This is a genomic window from Brevibacillus sp. TJ4, assembly GCF_044627595.2.
Classification (GTDB): Bacteria; Bacillota; Bacilli; order Brevibacillales; family Brevibacillaceae; genus Brevibacillus.
The window spans coordinates 1,172,775-1,195,360 of sequence record NZ_CP185865.1 but is presented as its reverse complement, the minus strand read 5'-3'; the positions used below and the strand labels follow the sequence as shown (position 1 = coordinate 1,195,360).

General features: G+C 54.6%; 17 protein-coding genes and 1 other annotated feature. Of the genes, 7 read left to right on the top strand and 10 right to left on the bottom strand.

Annotated elements, in window-relative coordinates; genetic code table 11:
• Positions 1-2 precede the first annotated feature (2 nt).
• The 8 genes from ACAF76_RS05535 to ACAF76_RS05500 all read right to left on the bottom strand — a co-directional run bounded on the left by ACAF76_RS05535 (position 3) and on the right by ACAF76_RS05500 (position 9,464).
• On the bottom strand, positions 3-737 hold the full coding sequence (locus ACAF76_RS05535; RefSeq protein ID WP_421617639.1) for a metallophosphoesterase family protein: 735 nt from the start codon (positions 735-737) through the stop codon (positions 3-5).
• A gap of 195 nt (positions 738-932) precedes the next feature.
• Positions 933-1,130: a hypothetical protein gene (locus ACAF76_RS05530; protein WP_421617638.1), complete on the bottom strand. Its 198-nt coding sequence runs from the start codon at positions 1,128-1,130 to the stop codon at positions 933-935.
• A gap of 10 nt (positions 1,131-1,140) precedes the next feature.
• Positions 1,141-3,630, bottom strand: a complete 2,490-nt coding sequence (locus ACAF76_RS05525) for a septation ring formation regulator EzrA (protein ID WP_421617637.1) — start codon at positions 3,628-3,630, stop codon at positions 1,141-1,143.
• A 28-nt stretch (positions 3,631-3,658) separates the two neighbouring features.
• Entirely contained in the window at positions 3,659-4,282 is a 624-nt protein-coding gene (gene refZ / locus ACAF76_RS05520) for a forespore capture DNA-binding protein RefZ (protein ID WP_421617636.1), read from the bottom strand.
• 249 nt (positions 4,283-4,531) lie between these two features.
• Positions 4,532-5,413 (bottom strand): hypothetical protein, encoded by an 882-nt coding sequence (locus ACAF76_RS05515; protein ID WP_421617635.1) that lies wholly within the window; start codon positions 5,411-5,413, stop codon positions 4,532-4,534.
• A 238-nt stretch (positions 5,414-5,651) separates the two neighbouring features.
• Positions 5,652-7,895 carry a diguanylate cyclase domain-containing protein gene (locus ACAF76_RS05510; RefSeq protein ID WP_421617634.1) on the bottom strand — a complete coding sequence of 748 codons (2,244 nt, stop codon included), beginning with the start codon at positions 7,893-7,895 and terminating at the stop codon, positions 5,652-5,654.
• A 34-nt stretch (positions 7,896-7,929) separates the two neighbouring features.
• On the bottom strand, positions 7,930-8,505 hold the full coding sequence (locus ACAF76_RS05505; protein ID WP_421617633.1) for a histidine phosphatase family protein: 576 nt from the start codon (positions 8,503-8,505) through the stop codon (positions 7,930-7,932).
• A 152-nt stretch (positions 8,506-8,657) separates the two neighbouring features.
• Complete coding sequence (locus ACAF76_RS05500; protein WP_421617632.1) at positions 8,658-9,464, bottom strand: uroporphyrinogen-III synthase; 807 nt, start codon at positions 9,462-9,464, stop codon at positions 8,658-8,660.
• Positions 9,465-9,667: 203 nt separating this feature from the next.
• Here ACAF76_RS05500 and ACAF76_RS05495 point away from each other — a divergent pair, with 203 nt between their 5' ends.
• The 3 genes from ACAF76_RS05495 (at position 9,668) to ACAF76_RS05485 (ending at position 14,242) form a co-directional block, all read left to right on the top strand.
• A complete protein-coding gene (locus tag ACAF76_RS05495; RefSeq protein WP_421617631.1) occupies positions 9,668-11,950 on the top strand; it encodes an S-layer homology domain-containing protein in 2,283 nt (760 codons plus the stop codon).
• Positions 11,951-12,269: 319 nt separating this feature from the next.
• The gene (gene rpsD / locus ACAF76_RS05490) at positions 12,270-12,869 is read left to right on the top strand and encodes a 30S ribosomal protein S4 (protein WP_421617630.1); all 600 of its coding nucleotides are present in this window, start codon (positions 12,270-12,272) and stop codon (positions 12,867-12,869) included.
• Between the two features lie 245 nt (positions 12,870-13,114).
• On the top strand, positions 13,115-14,242 hold the full coding sequence (locus ACAF76_RS05485) for an NADH-dependent flavin oxidoreductase (RefSeq protein ID WP_421617629.1): 1,128 nt from the start codon (positions 13,115-13,117) through the stop codon (positions 14,240-14,242).
• A gap of 118 nt (positions 14,243-14,360) precedes the next feature.
• On the opposite strand, the gene tyrS is transcribed toward ACAF76_RS05485, so the two are convergent.
• Positions 14,361-15,626 (bottom strand): tyrosine--tRNA ligase, encoded by a 1,266-nt coding sequence (gene tyrS / locus ACAF76_RS05480; RefSeq protein WP_421617628.1) that lies wholly within the window; start codon positions 15,624-15,626, stop codon positions 14,361-14,363.
• 46 nt (positions 15,627-15,672) lie between these two features.
• Positions 15,673-15,890 (bottom strand) — a binding site (T-box leader).
• Between the two features lie 125 nt (positions 15,891-16,015).
• On the opposite strand from tyrS, the gene ACAF76_RS05475 reads away from it, so the two are divergent.
• The 4 genes from ACAF76_RS05475 (at position 16,016) to ACAF76_RS05460 (ending at position 21,670) form a co-directional block, all read left to right on the top strand.
• On the top strand, positions 16,016-19,138 hold the full coding sequence (locus tag ACAF76_RS05475; protein ID WP_421617627.1) for a transglycosylase domain-containing protein: 3,123 nt from the start codon (positions 16,016-16,018) through the stop codon (positions 19,136-19,138).
• A gap of 77 nt (positions 19,139-19,215) precedes the next feature.
• Positions 19,216-19,848 (top strand): N-acetyltransferase, encoded by a 633-nt coding sequence (locus tag ACAF76_RS05470; RefSeq protein WP_421617626.1) that lies wholly within the window; start codon positions 19,216-19,218, stop codon positions 19,846-19,848.
• A gap of 23 nt (positions 19,849-19,871) precedes the next feature.
• Positions 19,872-20,516, top strand: a complete 645-nt coding sequence (locus ACAF76_RS05465) for a CBS and ACT domain-containing protein (RefSeq protein ID WP_421617625.1) — start codon at positions 19,872-19,874, stop codon at positions 20,514-20,516.
• Complete coding sequence (locus ACAF76_RS05460) at positions 20,513-21,670, top strand: acetoin utilization protein AcuC (RefSeq protein ID WP_421617624.1); 1,158 nt, start codon at positions 20,513-20,515, stop codon at positions 21,668-21,670. Before ACAF76_RS05465 ends, ACAF76_RS05460 begins: the two co-directional genes overlap by 4 nt.
• Before the next feature lie 76 nt (positions 21,671-21,746).
• On the opposite strand, the gene ACAF76_RS05455 is transcribed toward ACAF76_RS05460, so the two are convergent.
• Positions 21,747-22,457: a tropomyosin gene (locus tag ACAF76_RS05455; RefSeq protein WP_421617623.1), complete on the bottom strand. Its 711-nt coding sequence runs from the start codon at positions 22,455-22,457 to the stop codon at positions 21,747-21,749.
• Positions 22,458-22,586 lie beyond the last annotated feature (129 nt).

Sequence of the window (22,586 nt, the reverse complement as noted above, 5' to 3'; positions counted from 1 at the left end):
CGCTACTTTCCGAACGGGCTGGTCGCGTTACGGATGACCCGGATCATCGTTTCTGCGTTCGGGTATCCCGACTCCTCGTATTGTTTTGCAACCCGTTCCACATCATAGGCTACCCGTTCGATCGATACCCGGTGCCGATTTGCCTCTGCTTGCACGATCGCGTAAGAAGCCTGGGGCAGTCCGTCAAACGGAAGGCCGACACTGCCGATATTTACGAGACATTTTCCCCCGATATAGCGGACAAAGGGAAGATGGATATGCGCGTATATGTAGATGGACGCATCGTGAGCAGACATCTGTTTGTCGCGCAGTTCGTCTGTCGGTTTGTCGGGCAAAACAATCTCAAACAGGCTGTCCGGCGTCGCGTGGAAGGCGTGGATGGACTGTGTCGGCGAAACAGACACGACCAGCTCTGAAGGCAAGGCGTCCAGCCAGGCCACATCTTCGTCGGTCAATCCAGCGCGAGTCCACTGCTGCTCCCGATTCATCATCTCCCGCATCGTCTCCGGCACTTCTCCCGCTCGCACTCCCCGCACGGTCCATTCGTCGGCATTGCCCTTGATGACGGACGCTCCGAGTGCGCGGACCATGTCCAAGGCGCGCTTTGGTTCCGGTCCGCGGTAGGAGATGTCCCCCAGCACACAAATCCGGTCCACTTTCTGCTTTTGTATGTCATCAAGTACAGCCTCGAGCGCAACCGCATTGCCATGAATATCGGATAAAAATGCTATCTTCATCTGGATCGACCACCTTGCACGATTGTTTTTTCCCTCATCATACCATACCTGGTTTTCAGTGGCGTCTCGATCATGCAGGCTCGCGGCGAGTGTGCAAAAATGACATGGCAGACAGCTGTTGCAAAATAAAAACGGATGACGCGCCATCGATCAGCGCAACCATCCGCTTGCTCCTTTACTTGTTACGTGCCACTGTCAGACGACAAGCCTGTACAAATACGCCAATCCTGCCAAAACAAACGCGAATCCCAACAGAAAAAACGTATTCGCCCGCTGCTTCACCCGCTGCTCGTTGCCTTGAAAGTGGATTCGCAGCCGATTTTGCCATCGTTTGGTCCGAGGCTGCAGCATCAGCAGCACACCTACGGCGAGGAGGAAAAGGGGATAGAGCATGTCCCGCTGCTCACCCCTTTTTCTTGCGACGCAACAGCCAGCCAGACGGTTCCTCTTCTTCCGGCGCGCCCTCGATCACCAGGCGCGCTTCCTCCGCCAACTGGTAGGCTTCCGCAAAGGAAAGCTGCCTGAATGCCTGTTCTGCCTTGGTCAGCAATTCGTTCACTTGGCGGTTTTGGCGGCGGTAGCGATTGGTGTACTGGATCGCGCCTTCCGCCAACTGGCACGTAGAGATGATTCGCTCCGTCATTTGTTCGGTCTCCGCCAGTTGATCGGAGGCGTCCTGGACGAGAATCGCCACTTCTTCCAGATCGTAGCGGTATTGCTCCATTACGGCTTTGACGCGTGCCAAAGTCAGCACGACTTCCTCGAACATGTACTTCAATTGATCGGGAATGCCTGGCAGATAGCTTCGCTTGATCTGCTGGCGAAGGCGGACAAGTGAGTTGGAAATGCGCTCCAGCTCGTCAAGAGCGTCGTCCTCCGTTTCGATAATGAGTCGCTCCGGTTCTTCTTCTACAGGCTCTGTCGGTTCAGGCTCCACTTTTTTCGGGATGACCAGTTCGTACTCTTCCTCATCGAAGGCGTCGTCGTCCGCTTTTTCTTGTTCCGTGTAGCCGTCTGTCTCCTGCTGGATGTACGACTCCGCTTTTTTCTGGAGCAATTCATTTCGCTCATCCTGGGTTATCGCCGCCATCGGTACGCTTTCAACCTCGGTCAGCGCTTCGGGTTTTTCATCTGGCTGTACCCACTCTGGCTCTTCCTCGGCTTTTACCTCTTCCGGGCGATCAGATGTCAGCGCTTCGTCTTCATGCTTCGGCTCTTCGTGCCCGTCCAACGGCGTGGCCGCATCTTCCTCCAGCCATTTCGCACCGTCTGGCTGCTCGGCTTCATTCGTCGCACTCTCTTCCTGGACGAGAGCGTCACGAAGCTCCGGCTGATCGAGCGGTGGAAGCGGCGGCTCCACGGAAGCCGTCGGAACCGCTGCCAGTGGCGGCTCGATTTGCGCAGGGGCTGCCACAGCGGCTGCCTGGCGCTTCGCCAAAACGGTTGCTTCCAGCGCCTGATAGGTGTTCTCCACGAGAACTTCGAACGCTTTGACATGCGTGTTGACGGCGTTCAGATTTCCCTCTTCCAGGGCGTTGGCGGCGGCGCTGATGAGCTGCTTTGCTTGCAACAAGGAATTGTCCAGACCATCCATACTCAGGTCGAAGCCGTCGCGAATCGCCTGATCAATTCCTTCTTCCAACTGCTTGAACTCTTTGGGCAGCTCACGTTTGACCCGCTCTACCAGCTTGGGCACCAGTTCGAGCGACTTCGTCAGCTCTTCCAGCTTGCTTTGCGCCTGCAAAGCCGTCTCGTAGGCGTGGACATCGTCGCCTGCGGCGCGCGCCGTCTTGACCAGGCTGCGCATCGTCTCTACCTCATCCAGCGTGGCCTTCATATCATGGAACGACAGTCCGTATTCCAGCCTCATGTCGGACAGACGCCGCTCGACATGCTCTACCTGCTTGCCGATTTCCGGGATTTTGTTCTCCTGTTTGGCTACCGCTACCTGGGACGTATCGGATTTCAGCTCAGCCAGCTCCTGTTCGATTGCCTCCAGCGCTTCCTGTGCTTCTCCGAGGATGCCGATAGCAAGCGAAAAGCGGAATCGGTCACACGCCTCCTCCGCGTCCAGAATCATCATTTCCACGTCAGGTATGCGGATGCGCAACAGGTTTTCTTTCCTGTCAGCCATGTGATGGTAGCGCACTTCCGTCTTGCCAGTGGCGCGACGAAGCGGCTTCTCGACTTCGACCTCTTGAATTTTCTCGACCAGCTCGTCCTTCCAGTCCTCGACGTCGTCAACCTGGGCGAAAATGGAACGCCGGCGAATCATGGCGTAGACGAGCAAGATGGAAAGAGCAGCAAAAACGGCACCGATCAAATACACCCACCAGGGAATACCGCCGAGCAGCGAGGAGGACTCTGGTGCTGCTTCGGCTGGTTCCTCCACCGGCAACGGAGTCGCGCTTGCCTGCTGGGTTCCCAGGCGCTGAAGCTCCGCATTGATCTCGATAAGAAATGTTTCAATCCCATTTACGTATTGCTTCTGGTTGCGAAATGGCTCATAGTACGCGGCGACCTTTTCGTGCAGCATCTCCATGGTCGCGCCTTTCTCCTGCCATTCGTCACCGGCGTAAACTCCCAGTTCCTCTGTATTCATGTCGAGTACGACCATCAGCGCATCATCGGGCAGATTGTAATTGTCGTACAGCTTTTGGGCGTACTCGTCGGGACTTGCCGCTTCCGGCGACGTGCTCTCCACGACCACGATCTTGTATGTCCCCGGCATCCCGGACAGCGATTCGGTCAGGCTTGTCTTTTCCGTACTTTCCAGATAGCGATCCGCATCCTGTATGACCTGGTCCGTTTTGTCCGGAAATGGTGTTGCGTGTACTGGATTCGTGTATAGGAACATGCCTGCCAGGCAGAGCATGACTAGTTTTCGTTTCACTTCATAGTCAACCCCTTAGCGTATGTATTCACAATTGGGCATCGTCTGCAGACATAGGCAGCAAACAGGCGCGAAGGTATTTCATCACAGAAGCATGCAGCCACGTTGCGAACTCCTCCGAAGCCGGTTCCAGTTCAAATATTTGGCGAACCATCTGCGGATGCAAAAAAGGGTGCATGATTTGGCTGATGACAGCCAGCACGACCCCATCGACAAAGACGGGGAGAAACTCTCCCGAATGGATACCAGCATCTATCACATGGGCAATGCCATGATTGTAGCGTGTCATATACAAGGTGATCACTTCTCTGGACAATATCGTCTCCACGCTCAATTCCCGCTGAATCAGCCGCGTAATCGCAGCGTGCTCACACTGGAAGCGCACATAAAGTCCGATCACCTGCTCCAATTGCAGAAAGCTCGGTTGTCCCTCGATCTCTTCCTGCAGTTCCCTGATCAGGCGAAACAAGGTGTCGAAGTAGGAAGCCATCAAGGTCTCCAGCACGCCTTGCTTGCCTTGAAAATGATACGAGATCAGCGCCACATTGACTTGCGCTTCCTCGGCTATTTTGCGCACAGAGGTGCCTTTGTAGCCGTATATGTCAAACAGCTTGGCAGCGGCAGACAAAATTCGCAATTTTGTTTGTTCCATGCCCAACTTCCCCTCCCAGGACCGGCATGTGGCAGACCGTCCAGTCAGGTATCTATCCTCAGTAAAGTATAGATGGTTCGACGGAAAAAGATAGTCCTGATCTTTATTCGACAATGTTTTCCAGTATTCCTCCTGAAGATTGCAAGAGAACATAGATTTATCGCCAGGAAATAATCGCCAGCAAAAAGAAACAAGCGCCTGGCCTCTGCCGGGTCGTGGCAGAAAACCGGACGCTTTTGTCCGAAGCGATTACGGGTTTGGCACGGGCTTTACCCTGCCGTAGTTTTGCAGGTAGGTCTCTACCTGGGAATGCTCCTGAATGCGCTGATTGTTGTAATCGTAGGAGGAACGGATGGACATCGTGATACTGGTGGGGAGCCTGGTCGATTTTCGGTAGTAGATCGTATAGGCTGCCTCCACTTCCATCCGGTCGATCAGTTCGCCCAGATTCGCATTCGCCGACTGAATGGACATCCCTGCCCGCTCTGTCGCCGCACCGCCGCCAGTGGACAGAGCCCACGCCAGCTTGACACTTGGACGATGCCGCAGCGCGTTGGCCGACATCGACTGAATCTGTGTCCCCTGCTGTTCAGCCAACTGCGTCGCCAGCCACTGCTTGAGCTTGGCGGAGTCGAGCACGACCTGGATCGCTTCCACGTCATCATCTGTCCGTTCGTTGTGCACCCGACTGATGCTTTGTCTCATCTCGTCCATTTGCGTAAAGGCGTACGCCGGGTCCCAGTTGTTCAGCTCCTGCCTGAGCGCTGCTTCCTGCCCCTGACCAGACCTCCATGCCGTGTCCTGTTCCTGCTTGGCAAAAATTTTCTCGCTGCCCTGGGCCAGCAATGAAATCGTACGAACGCGGTTCAGCTCGGGCTCTGACAGCTTCACATTCATGTAGACGGCTTCTCCGTCTTTGCGCCCGGAAAAATTGACGACGTTGCCGTTGGCGCTGTTGCCTGACAACAGCTTCGTCCGACCGTAAAATTCATATCCAGGCTCGGCAGCGAATTGATCGCGAACCGCTTCGTACGTCGTGCGCTCGTCTTGCTGCTGTACGCCCATCTGGTTGCACCCGCCGATTGCGGCAACGGCAATGGCGAGCAGGCACAGCTTCCACCCTTTTCGCATGTTCGTCCTCCTTCCAGCTATTCCCCCTTTATCGTTTCCGGGGAGGAAGGGGCTTATTCTGCGGGCTGGTGCCACAAGCCAAACGAAAAAAGGTTGCCACCGTGCTGTGGCAACCTGCAAAAGGCTTTGAAGTCTGTACATGATGTGGCAGAATACGGATCGCATGCAAGAAACAGTTGCATCCAGGCACAGCTACAGGCAATGGCTTGGTCAGGCGGGATGCCGTCTGCGCAGGCTCCTAAGCCAATACAACCTGGTTGCGGCCGGAGTTTTTGGCTTCGTACAAGGCTATGTCTGCCTGGTGGAACAGTCCCTCTACGCACAGGTTGGCGTCGGTTTCCCGGCTCCATTTCGCCAAACCGGATGAAATCGTCACCTGCGGAGAAGTCTCCTCCTCGACGCAGCAGCGGATTCGCTCAGCGATCGCATGCGCTGTCACTTCATCCACGCGCGGCAGGTATATCGCCAGTTCTTCGCCTCCCCAGCGCGCTGCCACATCCGTGTCTCGGATACTCCGCCGGATCAGGTTGGCTACCTGGATCAGCACCTCGTCGCCGACCTGGTGGCCAAACGTGTCGTTTACGTGTTTGAAATAGTCGATGTCGATCAGGATGAGTGAACCGTAGCTGTCCTGCTCCAAGGAGGTGCGCACGCACTCATTCAAATATTTGCGCGTGTACAGGTTGGTCAGGTTGTCCGTGACGACCATGCGCTCCATCTCCGTATGAAGCATGGCATTTGTCATGGCGAGGCTGGTGTGCTGTCCGAAAATCTCCAAGAGCTTATAATCGTCAAAACTAAAAAAATGATGGCGCGAATCAGCAACAAGCAATACGCCACTCGGCTCCCCTTCCACCATCAGCGGGACACCCATCAGGGAATAGCTGGGAAATGGCGAAAACGCAAGCTCTCCTGCGCCCGGTTGAGCCAGCAGCAAGGTCTGTCTGTTCTCCATGATCTGCTGCAGCGTCTCCTCGTACTCCAGCGTTCGCCCGACCCATTCAGGCATGGATGAAGAGAGCACGCACAGACGCCCCGCTTCCGCTTCCTTGCGCAAGATGGCACAAAACTCGGCAGCAAAGGTAGCCCGCAGCATCGTCGTCACAAATTCGAGAATCTCTGTCAAGTTCAGGCTGCGGTTTAATTGTCGGGCCATTTCATTGATCAGCCGCAGCTCGCGAATCAGGTTGCGCGACTGTTGGTACAACTGCGCATTTTCAAAGGACTTGCCTGCCGTATCGGCGAGAATTGAGATCGCATCGGTGTCCGACTCGCTGGGCATAACAAGCTGTTCGGACGTGAGCTGCAACACTCCGTAAATGCCTTGCTTGCCCATCAGCGGAGCGGCGATTACCGTTTTCTCGCCATCCTCGGTCTTCTCCACGATCAGACTCCCTTCCAAATAGGCGCGTGTGCTGACCGATCCCGAATCTTCCTGGAAGGAGAGCTGTTTGACAGGAGCATTGGCATCCGGATCTACCGTGAGGAACAATTCGACGGAATAATCTGGAAAAAGACTCGGGATGCTTGACACAATCTCATGCAATACCTCGTTTACGTCGATCGAGGCCTGGATTCTCGACATCAACTGATACAGCATGCTTTTCTTCTGCGCTTCCCGCCGCAGCTCTTCCGCGTGCATGACGCGCCACAGGGCACTGCTCGTCTTCTCCGCTACTTCCTGCAAGAACGCGACATCGCCTTCATCGTAATACTCTTCCTGCTGTCCGGTCGGCAGATGAAGAAACAGGGCGTAGAGCAAGGTGCCGCGGTAGCCCATCGGTACGATTACTACCCGCTTGTCATGCAATACGGATGGCTTTACAGGGGCAGTCTTCAGTTCGGATATAAGCCGGACGATCTGGCTGTCCTCCTCCAACGGCTCGGTCGTCACCCGCTCGAATGGCAGGAGATAACCAGCGGCGTTCAGCCTGACAGCAGAGCAGTTCCCTTTTTGTACGACCTCTACAATCTGGCTGGTCAGGCTGCGCAGAAGCTCCCGTGCAGTCTCATGCACGCTTACCCCCATGATGATGCGGCTGGTAGCATGCTGGATGTAGGCGTCCAGGCCCATCCGGATCAGCGGCTCCAGGCCGCGCAGATAGGAAGCAAGGTCAAAGTCGATTTCAGCAGACGGGGCTACGATCCCAATGGCGATACGTGTGATCCCGTCACGCTCGGTCAGAGGAAATACGGCGGTAACGAGCGATTGCGATTCACAGCTGTGGATGGCAATCTTTCCGGTGCGAAGAGCCTCACCCAGAGGTCCCGCAACCTGCCCGGCAGGAACAGCATGCAGCAGGAGATCGATTCCCGGAGGTTCCCAAGGTCGGCCGACCTGCATGTCCATCTTGTTGATGAGACGGCCTTCGGAATCTGTCAAGAAAAGGATGCCTGGTCGCTCCTCCGGCCAAGATTGCAGGATAAAGTGGGCTGTATAGGAAAAGACCGTCTCTAACTTCCCCAACATTGAACTTGGCACGAGATATTCCCTCTCCCAACATCGTTCTCAAATTTTACAAATGGTCTGTATTGTTTACTTGCAGCACGTTCCAGCGTTGGTCAGAGTAGCGGAATACGCAAATTCCGGTGTTGTCGATTTTGGAAATTCCGGTTCCTTGTTCGCCTGCAGTCACGTAATGCAGGAAGCTGTTGATCAATCCCCCATGCGAGACGACCACGATCGCCTCGTTCGGATGGGACTTTGCCAGTTGGGTCAATGTCTCTACAGCTCGCTGCTGCATGTCTGAAAACGTCTCAATGCCATAGGATTCTTCTTCTTGTCCGTTGAAGCGCTCGCGGATTTCCTCGTAGCTCAGTCCCTCCCACTGTCCGTAACAGCGCTCGCGCAGCGAAGGAAGCGTGCCAATCTCATGGGAGAAAAGACGGGCAATTTGCGCTGCCGTGTTGCGTGCCCGGCTCAAGTCGCTCGAGTAGACAGCGTGAATCGCCTTGTCCTCGAACTGCTTTGACAGTCGGGCCGCCTGTTGATGGCCAAGCTCGTTTAAGTCAATATCACTATGGCCCTGTATTCGTCTCGCAACATTCCAATCTGTTTCACCGTGACGCACCAGGTATACGATCGTCTCCAAAACGCGAAGTCTCCTTTTATGAACTAGCTAACGTAAACTAGCGGGATAATATCTTATATTATATAAGATGGATTTGTGCATTGCCAGATTGTTGATTGAATATTTGGGACATTTTACCCATTTTTTACATTTTGGCGTTCCCGCGACTGATTTCAACTGTCGTAATAGCGCGCCAGTTCAACAACCATCGCGCCCATTCGCTCGTTTTCCGGAACGACGATCCGTCCTACACCCTCTTCTTCCAGCGCCTCGGCCGTTACCTTGCCGACGGCGGCTGCCACTGCACTGCCCGCAAATACCTGCCGTATTTCACTCGCGTATCCCTGTTCCCCGGCGTATCCAAACAGAGCGTGTACCTGAATGGCCGTCGTAAAGCAGACGGCGTCTATTTCACCTGCCAGCAACTCCTGGCACAAAAGCTCTACCGTCTCTCGCTTCGGCTCGATGTGCTGATAGGGAAGGAGCTCCAGCACAGATGCGCCGCTGTCTTTCAAAAACGAAAGGAGCGTCGGCGCTTTTTCTCCATGAAGCTGTACCACGACTCGCTTACCGGCAAAATCATAGCCTTGCAGCGCGCGAACCAACCCCCTCGTCGTGCCATCCTCATCGACTGCAACCGGTTTTACGCCAAGTTTTTTGAGAGCATGATGCGTCTTGTACCCTCTGGCAGCTACCTGGGTCTTTTGAACCAGATGCAGGAAGCGTTCCTCCATCCCGATTTTCCTTGCCATGTCCACGAGCGTCTCCGTCCCGATCCCCGTCGTGAACATGATCCAGTCGGCTCCCTCTTCTATGAAAGTTCTCAACTTCGGCTCGACCTGTTCGGCTGCCAAAAAAACGGTGCCTTGCAGTGAACGGACGAGCGGTATGCCGCCCTGCTTTTCGATCAATGCGCTGATCTCTTCTGTCTTCCGCGAACCGCCAATCGCAATTCGCTTTCCTCGCAATGCTGTACCCAAACGCTCTCTCCTCCCAACTTCCAGTATTTAGGATTTTTCTTGTCCATATTGTAGCATAGCAATCTCTTGCTGAGGCAATTGCTGGGGCGCTTTGAACTGCCGGCATCTGCTCTTTTTTTCCATTTTGGTGAAACAGGTGACTCCTGTCTGTCGTCAGAGGTAGTATGCAGGATCATTTTATTCACCTACGGAGGTTGTTTTCAATGAAACCATGGACATATCGTTCCACGGCTGTACTTCTCACTACCAGTCTGCTGGTTCCTCTCTCCTCTGCGTATGCTGCCAGTACACCGGCGGTACCACAGCCACTGCCTGGCGCAATCAGCGGGGAGCTTGCCGCAGTGGCAGCTGCGAGCAGCAATGTCAAATTTTCCAAGGACCGTGCACAGGCCATCGCCCAACGCCTCGTATCAGGCAGTGGAATGGAGCTGACCCATGTTTCGTTCCGTTCACCCGATCTGTGGCGGACTTTTCCGGAATGGTCCTTTACCTGGACGAAAAAAAGCGCGGATCAAACCGAGGAACAGGCCTATACCAATATCAGCATTCACGCCAACACGGGTGAACTGACGTCCTATTCCCACTACGACCAGAAGGCAGGTCAGGTAGCATACGCTCAGCGGATCAGCTATGAGGAAGCACTGCAAAAGGCAGAAGCATTCCTGAAGGCACATGGCGGCGACAAAGCCAATTCCACCAGGCTCTCGCTGCGCACGCCACCTCCCAAAACGCCGCTGAACGCCGACACACCGTACTACTTCAGCTTCGCTCGCGTTGTCGACGGCATCCTGTTTCCCGACAACGGAATCGACATTTCGGTCAACGCTGCGGGCACAGTGACCAGCTACAATATGAACTGGGATGACGAGATTCGCTTTGCCAAACCAGACAACCCGGTCTCGATCGAGGAAGCGACCGAGAAGTTGAGCGAAGCGACAAAGCCTGCCCTCTCGTACATCATGCCCTGGAACGGTCAAGGGGATCTGCGCAACAAGCCGCTGCTCGCGTACAATGATCCGTTTTCCTTCCTGATCAACGCTGCTGACGGCACTGTGCTGACGCAATCGCTCGTTCCTCGTACCCAGATCGAGCAACCGGAACCGGTAAGCAACCGCGCTCTGACCGCCAACCATCAAGGCAAGGCGCTCTCGCAGGAAGAAGCGGCAAGACTGGCTACGCGCCTTTTCCAATTGTCGGGATTCGAATTGCGCTCTGCGTACTACAGCGAGAACAGCTACCGCAAAAACCTGCCTGTCTGGGATCTGACGTTTGAAAAACAAAACGGAAAAGAAGTCGAATTCGCCAACGTCTCGATCGATGCACAGACCGGTGATGTCTACTCCTTCTCCAAGAACAGACCGATACCGCTGAAAGAAAGCGCAGCAGCAAGCCAAACCGACATCTCTCAATGGAAGGAAAAGGCGACGGAAACCATTCGCAAATGGACGCCTACCCTCGCCGACCAGTTCTACTGGAATGAACACTCCGCATCCGCCTTCAAGCCAGAGGTCTCGGAATTTACGCTTTCGTTCCAGCGCTATGTCGGGGAAGTCGCGGCTGCTTCAGGCTCTGCCTCGGTTACCTTTGACAGCGATTCCGGGGAAGTCATCTACTACTTCGCCGAAATCGGCCAAGAAGAGTATCCGGAGGAACTGCCCGAAACGATCACGCCGGAAGAAGCTGCCGACACGTGGTGGGCAGAGGCAGAGGTGGAAGCCGTCTATGTACTGCAACCGTACAGCCCGGCTGACAAGAGACGAGCAGAGACGTCCTCGGTATTGCCCAAACGCGATGCCATGCTGGTATACCGCGCTACTCCCGCAACCCACGAGCAACCGTACTTCCTCGATGCGGTCACCGGAGAATGGCGCTCGCAGAGCAGCGGCAAACCGATTGATCTGCACCGGGAAAATCCGAGCGATTTGGAAGGACATCCAGCGGCGAAAGAGCTGCTCTTGATGTACGAATACGACGCGCTTACGCTGATTGACGGCAAAATCATGCCGGAGAAGGAAATCACACGCGGCGAGATGATCGAGATGCTGATGATCAGCCTGAACAACGGCCGCTACTACCCGCTCTTCTCCTCGGAGCGGAAAGCCAGCTTCGGCGATGTGTCACATAGCTCCCGTTACTTCTCTGCGGTAGAAAATGCGGTCGACTACGGTTTGCTCGACAGACAATCCGGCAACCTGCGTCCCGACGAGCCAATTACGCGGGAGGAACTCGCTTCGATGATCGTCCGCGCTCTCGGGTACAACAGCCTCGCTGAATACTCCGACATGTTCAGCAGCAACCTGACCGATATCGCCAACGCAAAAGAGCGTGGCGCGATCATTATCGCCAGCCGCCTGGGAATCATTCCGACAACCGGACAACAGTTCCAGCCGCAAGCGACTGTCAGCAGGGCTGATGCGGCGATCACCTTCAGCCGTTTCCTGGAAAAACGAAGCGAGCTGCAGCCAAAATCTCCGCTGCGTTTCTAGTAGGTCCTGACCTGCTTTGCACTGGTTCTCCACAAAGAAGAACGCCATCTGCCAGCACGATCGCAGGTGGCGTTCTTTCTCTTGACTTTCTGACATAATGCCTAGTATTATAAAGTGTATGTGTACAGGGTAGCATTGATTGCAGGTAAAAACGAAAGGCTCACCCCTCTCTAGTTTCTTCCCTTTCAGACTGCGGCTGAACACTCTGCAAAGGAGCACGATGCGGAAACGCTACCGTCCGAAGTTCGTGTAGATAAAGAAGGAACTAACCTCTCGGAAGTAAACACCTGCGAATCCCATATTAAAGGAGACTGAAATTATGTCACGTTACACAGGGCCTCGCCACAAACTTGCTCGTCGTCTGGGTATCTCTCTCGATGGTACAGGAAAAGACATCAAGCGCAACTTCCCTCCTGGTCAACACGGCCACAACAGCCGTCGTAAAATCAGCGAGTACGGGGTACAATTGCAAGAGAAGCAAAAACTGCGCCACATGTTTGGCCTTAACGAAAAACAATTCCGCCGCACGTTTGATCAAGCCAACAAAATGGCTGGCGTAGTGGGCGAAAACTTTATGAAATTGCTGGAATCCCGTCTGGATAACCTGGTATACCGCATGGGCTTCGCACCGACTCGTCCGGCTGCGCGCCAACTGGTAAACCACGGCCACTTCCTGGTAAACGGCAAAAAGGTAAACATTCCTTCCTACCGTGTACAACCAGGTGATGTGATTTCCGTTCGCGAGAAATCCCGCGATGTGCAATTGATCAAGGATTCTCTGGAAAACCGCAACTTCCTGCCAAACTACATCTCCTTCAACGATGCTACAGGTGAAGGTACGTACACTCGCCTGCCAGATCGTGAAGAAATGCCTGCTGAAATCAACGAAGTCCTGATCGTTGAGTTCTACAGCCGTTAATCGTTTGAGCAGCAAAAGAGCAGTCCCGTTTATCGGGCTGCTTTTTTTTTTTTTTGCACGATTGTACTTTCCTAAAGTTATTGCCTTTACGAATACTAGCAAAATGACAGATAATAATGAATCGAAACGGCCAACCAGTATCCTCCAACCAAGCACAGGCTGTTTTTTCGAAATTGGGGAACCATGAAAGCGTGGTTGTCGTCTTCCCTTTTGAAAACTGGAGCAAAGGAGTGCCGAGTACGAGTATGAATGCCAAATACCAACCGCTATTTCAGCCGTTTACCTTTCGCAGCGGAACCACCGTGCAAAATCGCATCGTGATGGCGCCGATGACCAATTTTTCCTCGAATCCGGATGACACCGTATCCAAGGCAGAGGTTCGCTATTACGCCCGCCGTTCCAAAGGTCCGGGCATGGTGATTACGGCCTGCACTTACGTCACCGCAGATGGCAAAGGCTTCCCCGGAGAATTTGCCGGCCATTCCGATGAAATCATCCCGAGCTTGCGCGAACTGGCTTCTGCGATCAAGGCAAAGGGAGCCAAAGCGATCCTGCAAATTTTCCACGGCGGCCGTGAATGTCCCCCTGAACTGGTGCCGGATGGCCGAATCGTCAGTGCCAGCGCCGTCGCCTCCGAACGTGCAGGGGCAAAAGTGCCCGAAGCTCTCAGCGAAGAAGAAGTGCGCCACATCATCCGCGCTTTTGGCGAGACGACGCGGCGCGCGATTGAAGCCGGCTATGACGGAGTCGAAATTCACGGAGCAAACGGATATTTGATTCAGCAGTTTTTCTCCCCTCACTCCAACCGCCGGGACGACCACTGGGGCGGCAGCCTGGAAAAGCGCATGAATTTCCCGCTGGCCATCGTCGATGAGGTCAAACGCGTCGTTGCCGAGCATGCGAAAGAGCCGTTTGTGATCGGCTACCGCTTCTCCCCCGAAGAGCCTACGACGCCCGGTATCGCCATGGAAGATACGCTGGCCTTGGTCGATGTGCTGGCAAACAAAGAGCTGGACTACCTGCACGTCTCGCTGCAAGACTTCTGGTCTGCTCCCCGCTCCAGGGCTGTCGACGCGGGGAAAAAACGCGTCGAGCTGCTGCTGGAGGCAATCGCCAATCGCGTGCCGCTGATCGGCGTCGGTTCGATCCATACCGCCGACGAAGCGCTGCGAGCGCTGCAAACTGGCGTTGCCTTCATCGCGCTCGGCCGGGAATTGATCATGGAGCCGGACTGGGTGGAAAAAGTCGAAAACGGGCAAGAAGATACGATCCGCACGGTTCTGCGCCGAGGGGATCAGGCTCTGCTCGAAGTTCCCGACCCGCTATGGCAAGCGATCCTGAATACGCCGGGCTGGTTCCCTGTCGCCGACTGATCGGCAACAGCCATCCCGCAAGCCAGATGCACATACTGGAAAGCGATCACTCCCCTTTTCCAGACAAAAACGGGTGCCCTGCGAGCTGTACATGCAACTCGCGGGAGCACCCGTTTTTTTACAGGTTGATCTTGGCGAACTTTCTCTTCCCTACCTGGACGACCATTCCGGCAGTCAGCTTCACCGACTGGTTGATGTCGTCCACCTTTTCCTCGTTTACTTTTACGGCCCCCTGCTGGACCATGCGGCGCGCTTCCCCTTTGGATGCAGCCAGTCCGAGGTCAAATGCGAGGTTGACGATATTGGCTTCGCCGTTCTCGTAAGCGGACAGGTCGACCGTCACTTCCGGGATGTCGGTCGGCAGGGCGCGCTGCTGGAAGACGGTCTTGAAGTAGTTTTCCGCCTCTTCTGCCGCTTCCGCACCGTGATACATGCGGACGAAGGTTTTCGCCAGGCGCATTTTCGCGTCGCGCGGATGGACACTGCCGTCAGCCAGACCGGCACGCAGCGCTTCCAGCTCTTCCAGACTGAGATCGGTAGCCAGTTCGTAGTAGCGCATCATCAGCTCGTCGGGCACGGACATCGCCTTGCCGTAAATCTCGTTTGGCTCTTCGTTTACGCCGATGTAGTTGCCCAGGCTTTTGGACATTTTTTGCACGCCATCCAAGCCCTCCAGCAGCGGCATGGTGATGATCACCTGCTGCTCCTGCCCGTATTCCTTTTGCAAATTGCGTCCCATCAGCAGGTTGAACTTCTGGTCGGTACCGCCCAGCTCCACGTCGCTTTCCAGCGCCACGGAATCATAGCCCTGCATCAGCGGGTAGAAAAACTCGTGGACGGAAATCGGCAAGCCGCTGTTGAAGCGTTTTTCAAAATCGTCTCGCTCCATCATCCGGGCGACCGTCGTCTTGGCAGCCAATCCTACCACGTCGGCAAACGTCATCGGAGCGAGCCACGTAGAGTTGTAATGCACCGTCACGCGGCTGGAATCAAGCACTTTGCCGAATTGCTCCACGTAGCTTTGCGCATTATGCTTCACCTGCTCCTCCGTCAACTGTTTGCGCGTCTCGGATTTGCCGGTAGGATCGCCGATGCGTCCGGTAAAATCACCGATCAAAAGCTGGATCTCGTGGCCCAGCTCCTGGAACTGGCGCATCTTTTGCAAGACTACAGTATGACCGACGTGGATGTCCGGGGCGGACGGGTCCAGTCCGAGCTTTACCTTGAGCGGCTTTCCGGTCACCACGAACCGTTCCAGCTTGCGGCGCAAATCCTCTTCGGGGATGATCTCCATCGCTCCCCGGCGAAGAATCGCCAACTGCCGCTCCACCTCCTGCTTCTGCGCTTCCGTCAGCACCAGCTTGTCTGTCGCTTGTTCACTCATGCCTTGAAAATCTCCTTTCTTTTGACAAAAAAATACGCCCTTTTCAAAAAGGGACGAGTTATTACCCGCGGTACCACCCTAATTGAAAAGAAGCGTTTGTTCTTTTCCTCTCAGATACAGGGTAACGGCCTGTTCCGTCCGGCATATATTGCCAGAAGGCTCCCGACTTGTACTTCACGCCGTGCGACGGGCTGGTTTGCACCTACCACCAGCTCTCTGCCTGTCCCTCGATCACGCGCTACTCTAGCCGTTCAACGCCTGCTTCCTTATTCTTGCAAACATATAGCGTTATTCTTACATAACGAAACCGTGATGTCAACTTCGCACCTTCTATCCTCCGGGTTCCTCCTATGGTATAATCAGGCTGAATGTTAGGGGGGAGTAGAGTCATGTCGAACAACCGCACACCTTCCTCTGAATCAAAGAAGAAGCAAAAGCGCCGTCGGGGCCGCAACCGATTGTTTTGGGGCATGCTCCAATTGATCGTATTGCTGGGACTTATGGCTGCTGCAGGTGCCGGAGGAATTTTGACAGGTTATGTGGCCGCACTCGTAAAAGACGAACCTGTACGCTCCAAAGAAGAATTCGAGCAGAAAATCTTTACAAACTATTTGACCGGGTTTGCCTATTACAACGATGGCTCACTGATCGGTCAACTACGCGCAGAAGAAGGCGACAGGCGTTTGGTGAAAAAGGCAGATGTTTCTCCCTATATGATCAACGCAATCATCGCAACGGAAGACAGAAACTTTTTATACCACAACGGAATTGCTCTTCAATCCACGTTGCGCGCTGCATTCCAGGAGTTGACCAACCAACCTGTCGTAACAGGCGGGAGTACGATCACGCAGCAATTGGTGAAAAATACGATCCTCACGCACGAGGTCAGTCATGCCCGGAAAGCACGGGAAATCTTTCACGCGCTGCGCATTGAGCGAATGTTCTCCAAAGACGAGATTTTGGAAGCGTACATGAACGAAATCTACTTTGGTAAAAATGCCAATGGCTCCAACGTGTACGGTGTCCAAGCTGCCTCCAAGGGGATATTTGGCAAAGAGGTCAAGGAATTGAATCTGAGCGAGGCGTCGTACCTCGCGGGTATGATCCAAAACCCCGGGGCCTACACACCGTTTACATCGGAAGGGTACGAACGCGGCAAAGAGCGCCAGAAAATGGTGCTCGACCGGATGATGGAAAATGGCTACATCACGCAGCAACAGTACGACGAAGCCTTGGGAGCCGATTTGACGGCAAACTTGGCCAAGCCGACGCAACAGGCGTACCGCGAAGTTCCGTTTCTGATGATGGAAATTGAGGAGCGTGCTGCGCGTACACTGGTTAACGCGGAACTGAAAGAAAAAGGCAGAGACAGATCCGAACTCGGCAACAATGAATACCGGCTGCTGGTCGAGGAAAAGCGTCGCGACATTTTGCGAAATGGCTACAAGGTGTACACCACGTTTGATCCGAATGTGCAAGGAATTATGAATCAAATCGCTTCTGATCCGGACAATTTCGGAAAAAACCGCACCTATACGATCACGCGTGCCAACGGCAAAAAGGAAACGATCGAAGACGCATTGGAAGAAGTCGGCGCAATGATGATCCACAACCAGACTGGCGCCATCCTGGGAATGATCGGCGGACGCGATTTTACCGTCGAACAGACCAACCACGCTACCGCACCGCGTCAGCCTGGTTCCGCGATGAAACCGCTGGCGGCGTACGCACCGGCTTTTGAACTGGGACTGCTGCAACCAGCTTCTCCGCTGGATGACTCCCCGATCCTGCTCGCTGACGGGCAAAAAGGAGTCCATCTGCCGAAAAACTGGAACAACCAGTGGCAAGGAATGATGAGTGCGCGCGAGGCGCTGCGCATGTCGTGGAATATTCCGGCGATCAAGGCGTATCTGAAAGTAGGGATTCCGACCGCGCTGGAATACGTGAAAAAAATGGGGATCACGACGTTGGTCGACGCGGACAATTACGCGCAAACGGGTGTTATCGGCGGTCTTACATACGGGACTACTGTAGAGGAAATGACCAACGCATACGCCACCTTTGCCAACAACGGCACGTTCGTCGACGCCTATCTGATCGACCGTATCGAAGACAGCAAGGGCCATGTGATCTACCGCCACCAATCGCAGCCGGTACAAGTGTACAGCGAACAGACCGCTTACCTGATCACGGACATGATGCGTACGGTAGTCAATTCCGGTACTGGTACGCATATCCGCCGATTCGTACCGCGCAAGGTGGACGTGGCCGGGAAGACCGGTACGACCAACAGCGAGCACGACCTGTGGTTTGTCGGATACACGCCGGAAGTATCGCTCGGCGTCTGGGTCGGCTTTGACCAGCCGTATCCGATTCCGACTGCGGACAAAAACGTCCCGATGACTGTCTGGGGCAAAATTATAAATGAAATGATCGAGAAGCACCCGCAAATATCCCCTGCCGACGCCAGCTTTAAACGGCCAGACGGGATTGTCACGGCGACGGTGGACTCGAAGTCGGGACTGCTGCCCAGCGAGCTGTCCAAGGAAGCCGGGCACGTCATCACCGACATTTTCAACCGCCGCTTCGTCCCGACGAAAGTGGACGACAGCCACCAGAAAGCCCGGATTGTCACAATCGAGGGAGAGCGCTACCTGGCCAAGGAAGGAACGCCGGACGACTTCGTTACGGAGGGCATCTTCTACCGCTCGCCTGATCCGCTCCCGAGCAAGGCTGAGATTCAAAAGGCGAACAACAAGGTTGCCGTGCGTCCGCCGGATTGGGAACAGCGGCTACCCGACGAAGAAGATCCGCGTACGGAAGTGCCAGGTGCACCTTCCTCGCCGAGTTCGCTTACGGCGACCCGTGGCGAGGGCGGCATCGCGCTGACCTGGCAATCGGCGAAGGAAGCCGATTTGCTCGGCTACCGCATCTATCGTGCAGATACGCTAAACGGCTTTAGCCGGATCGGGACTGTGAAAGATTCCGGTGTACTGACCTTCACGGACGCCAATCCGCCACAAGGCGATACGGCGTACTACGTAACCGCGGTCGATATTACCGGACTTGAGTCACAGCCATCGCCAATCGCTTCAGTCGGTTCGAGCACGACATGGGAAATACCGGTGACTCCGCCAGGCGGAACTCCTGGAGATGGCAGCCCATCGTTGCCGAACACCGGAGGCGGCGACTGGATGAACCCAGGCGACAATCAACCGGGACAAAATACAGGCACGACTGCGACACCTCCTTCAGCTCCACAGTCGCTCTCGATCACTGCACAAGGAAGCGGCTGGGCACTGAAATGGCAGGCCAATCCCGCAGCAGATCAGGTGATTGCCTACAACATTTACTTTAGCCCGGACGGCAACAGCGGGTTCCTGCTGATCGATACGATTTCCGGCACTGGCTACATCCACGTCGAAGGATTGCCAAACGCCAGCTATACGGTCACAGCAGTCAACAGCTACGGTGAATCGCCGTTTTCCAACGTCGTTCGAGCCCAACCGTAATCAATAGCAAACGAAAAAAAGAGATGGAGCACGTGCCATCTCTCTTTTTCTACCAACAGGGAGGTGAATCTCTCCAGATGGAGCATATCAAGCGGTTTTACTCGCAAACCATGGTGGTCAACGGGAGAAATGTGACGGTCGAAGGGCCCATTTCAGGAGCGACCCTGGCATCGTACCGGTTTGACGAGGGACTCAAGGCATTTCGCATTCCCGAGATGCAACATCAGGCCCTGATTGAAATTGCCGACCTGCCTGAGGGACGTCTGATTGTCGCACGGGAAGAAGACCTCGTCCTCGGTTACGCCACATTCCTCCATCCCGATCCGTTGGAGCGTTGGTCGCAAGCAAAGCTCCCTGATCTGCTGGAGCTGGGAGCGATCGAAATCAGCCATCTGATCCGAGCAGGAGGTGTCGCCAAAAAGCTGCTGGAAGTCGCTTTTATGGACGACGCCATGGAAGACTACATCGTCATTACTACCGAGTATTACTGGCATTGGGATTTGAAAGGTACAGGACTAGACGTCTGGCAATACCGTAAAGTAATGGAAAAGGTGATGGGCAGTGTCGGCATGTCCTGGATGGCTACAGACGATCCCGAAATTTGCAGCCACCCTGCCAATTGTCTCATGGCCAGAATCGGGAAGCGTGTCCCGACGGAGAGTGTCGAAGCCTTTGACGCCATGCGTTTTCAAAACCGCTTTTTATACTGATCTGAACAATGGGGGTCTCTATGATGCGCATTGAAGATATCATGCGAAAGAACCTAGTAACGGTTGCACCCTCCACGACCATCAGAGAAGCACACCTTTTGCTGCGGGTCAACCGGATTCGCCACCTGCCCGTAGTCGAGCAAGGGAAGCTGGTAGGCATCATCTCCGACCGTGATTTGCGCGATGCCCTGCCTTCCCGTCTGTTGACCCATGAGGATGATGAACTGATTTTGCAAAAGCCGATATCCGCCATTATGCAAAAACAAGTGATTACGGCTCACCCGTTGGACTTTATCGAAGACGCTGCCTCCCTGCTGTACGAGCACAAGATCGGCTCGCTGCCAGTCATGCAAGATAATCAGCTCGTGGGGATGATTACAGAATCGGATTTGTTCATCAGCCTGATCGAACTGTTCGGCGTCAACAAGCCTAGTTCCCACATTGAAGTAGAGGTTGGCGACCGGGTCGGCTCGCTCGCGGACGTCAGCCAGGTTTTTCGCGAGGCACAGGTCAATGTTTGCAGTGTCGTCGTCTTGCCGGGGAAAAAAGAAGCGACAAAACGGCTGGTGTTTCGCGTCCAGAGCTTTGATACCCGTCCATTGATCCGGTTGCTGGAAGCGCGCGGCCATACCGTGATTGCGCCGACAAATGGAGGGGATTCGCGGTGAGTCGCAATGCACGCTTGATCTACTCTGCCGATTATACAAAGTACTATTTTCACGACGAACACCCCTTCAATCAGCGGCGGCTGCTGCTCACCCATGATCTGATGCGCGCATACGGACTGCTTCGCGACGAGGATATTCTCGCACCGCGCCAGGCGACTGACGACGAATTGGCACTGGTGCACGATCCGCGCTATATCGAGTTTGTGCGCGAACAGGGCCGAAGCAAAGACATCCTGCCGCTCGCAGACAGCTATGGACTGGGAACCGAAGATGTCCCGAGCTTTGTCGGCATGCATGAGGCTTCGGCATTGATCGTCGGCGGTACGCTTCAAGCGGTCGATACAGTAATGAACGGAGTGGCTCCGCATGCCTTCAACCCGGCTGGCGGACTGCATCACGCGTTTCGCGGCAAGGCGTCCGGCTTTTGCATCTACAACGACTGCTCGGTGGCGATCGCGTACATGCGCAAACATTGGGATGCGCGCATCCTGTATATCGACACGGATGCGCATCACGGAGATGGGGTGCAATGGGCGTTTTACGACGATCCCAACGTGCTGACAGTCTCACTCCATGAGACGGGAAAGTACTTGTTTCCCGGGACCGGAAACATCACCGAACGGGGCGACGGCAGCGGGTACGGATATTCCGTCAACATTCCCTTGGAAGCGTTTACGGAAGATGATTCCTTCCTCGAAATTTATCAGGAGTTGATTCCCAGGCTGGTGCGAGGCTTCAAACCGGATGTGATCCTTACGCAAAATGGATGCGATGCGCATGCCCACGATCCGTTGACCCACCTCTCCTGTTCGATGCGCATCTACCAGCAGGTGCCCAGACTAGCCCATCAATTGGCCCATGCCTATTGCGACGGCAGATGGATTGCCGTCGGCGGAGGTGGCTACGATATATGGCGTGTCGTTCCCCGGGCCTGGACTCTGCTCTGGAGCGAGATGAGCGACCAGCCACTCGCCGACCAACCGATTCCCGACTCGTGGAAGGAAAAATGGCAGCCGTTCAGCCAGCTTCCGCTCCCCGCCCAGTTGTTAGACGAGCCTTTTCCTCCCATCCCGCGCCGTACGGAAATTACCCAGAAAAACAAGGTGACGCTGGAGCGGGCGATCATGTATGCACCTGTCGCAGCAAATGACTGAAAACGATGACGCTTTTTCCTCTCCTGTCAAGCATGTTGGCAGGGGAGTTTTTTTGCACAAAAAAAACCAGCTTCTTTTACTGGTTAACGACCTTTTGGATATGTGCCTCCACTTCCAGCAGGCGTTTGTTTAATGAATCGATTTTATGCTCGTGGATCTCCGTCTTTCCCTTTACCAGCCTCAGCATGCCGACCACTTCATCCTGCTGGTGGTGTTCGATGCGATCAACTGTGTGCTGTAGCGCATCCAATCGGCTGCGAACATCGGCAAACTCGGAGCGCATTTCTTTCTCCATCGAATCCGTCTTCGTTTCCAGATTGCCGACGCGTTGATTCATCTCCTCCATGCCAGCTTCCAAATTGCCGACGCGTTGGTTCATCTTCTCCATGCCAGCTTCCAGATTGCCGACGCGTTGGTTCATCTCCTCCATGCCAGCTTCCAGATTTCCGACGCGTTGGTTCATCTCCTCCATGCCAGTTTCCAGATTGCCGACGCGTTGATTCATCTCCTCCATGCCAGCTTCCAAATTGCCGACGCGTTGGTTCATCTTCTCCATGCTAGCTTCCAGATTGCCGACGCGTTGGTTCATCTCCTCCATGCTAGCTTCCAAATTGCCGACGCGTTGGTTCATCTCCTCCATGCTAGCTTCCAGATTGCCGACGCGTTGCTTTACCTCTCTCATATCGGCTTCTAGATTGCCGACTCGCTCTTCCAGGCGATCGAGGCGCATGTTTACCTGTTGAAATCCGTTCGTCACCGCGTGCAAGATCGTCTCCAGATCAGACATCTGATCCCCTCCTCCGCATCTGCCTACCATTATACTAAAGGCAGACAGATGCTCCGGCAAGAAAAATTGCTAGCAGTGATGGACCAATCCGCAAAAAACGCGCATCGGGTATCCAACCCTCTGCGCGTT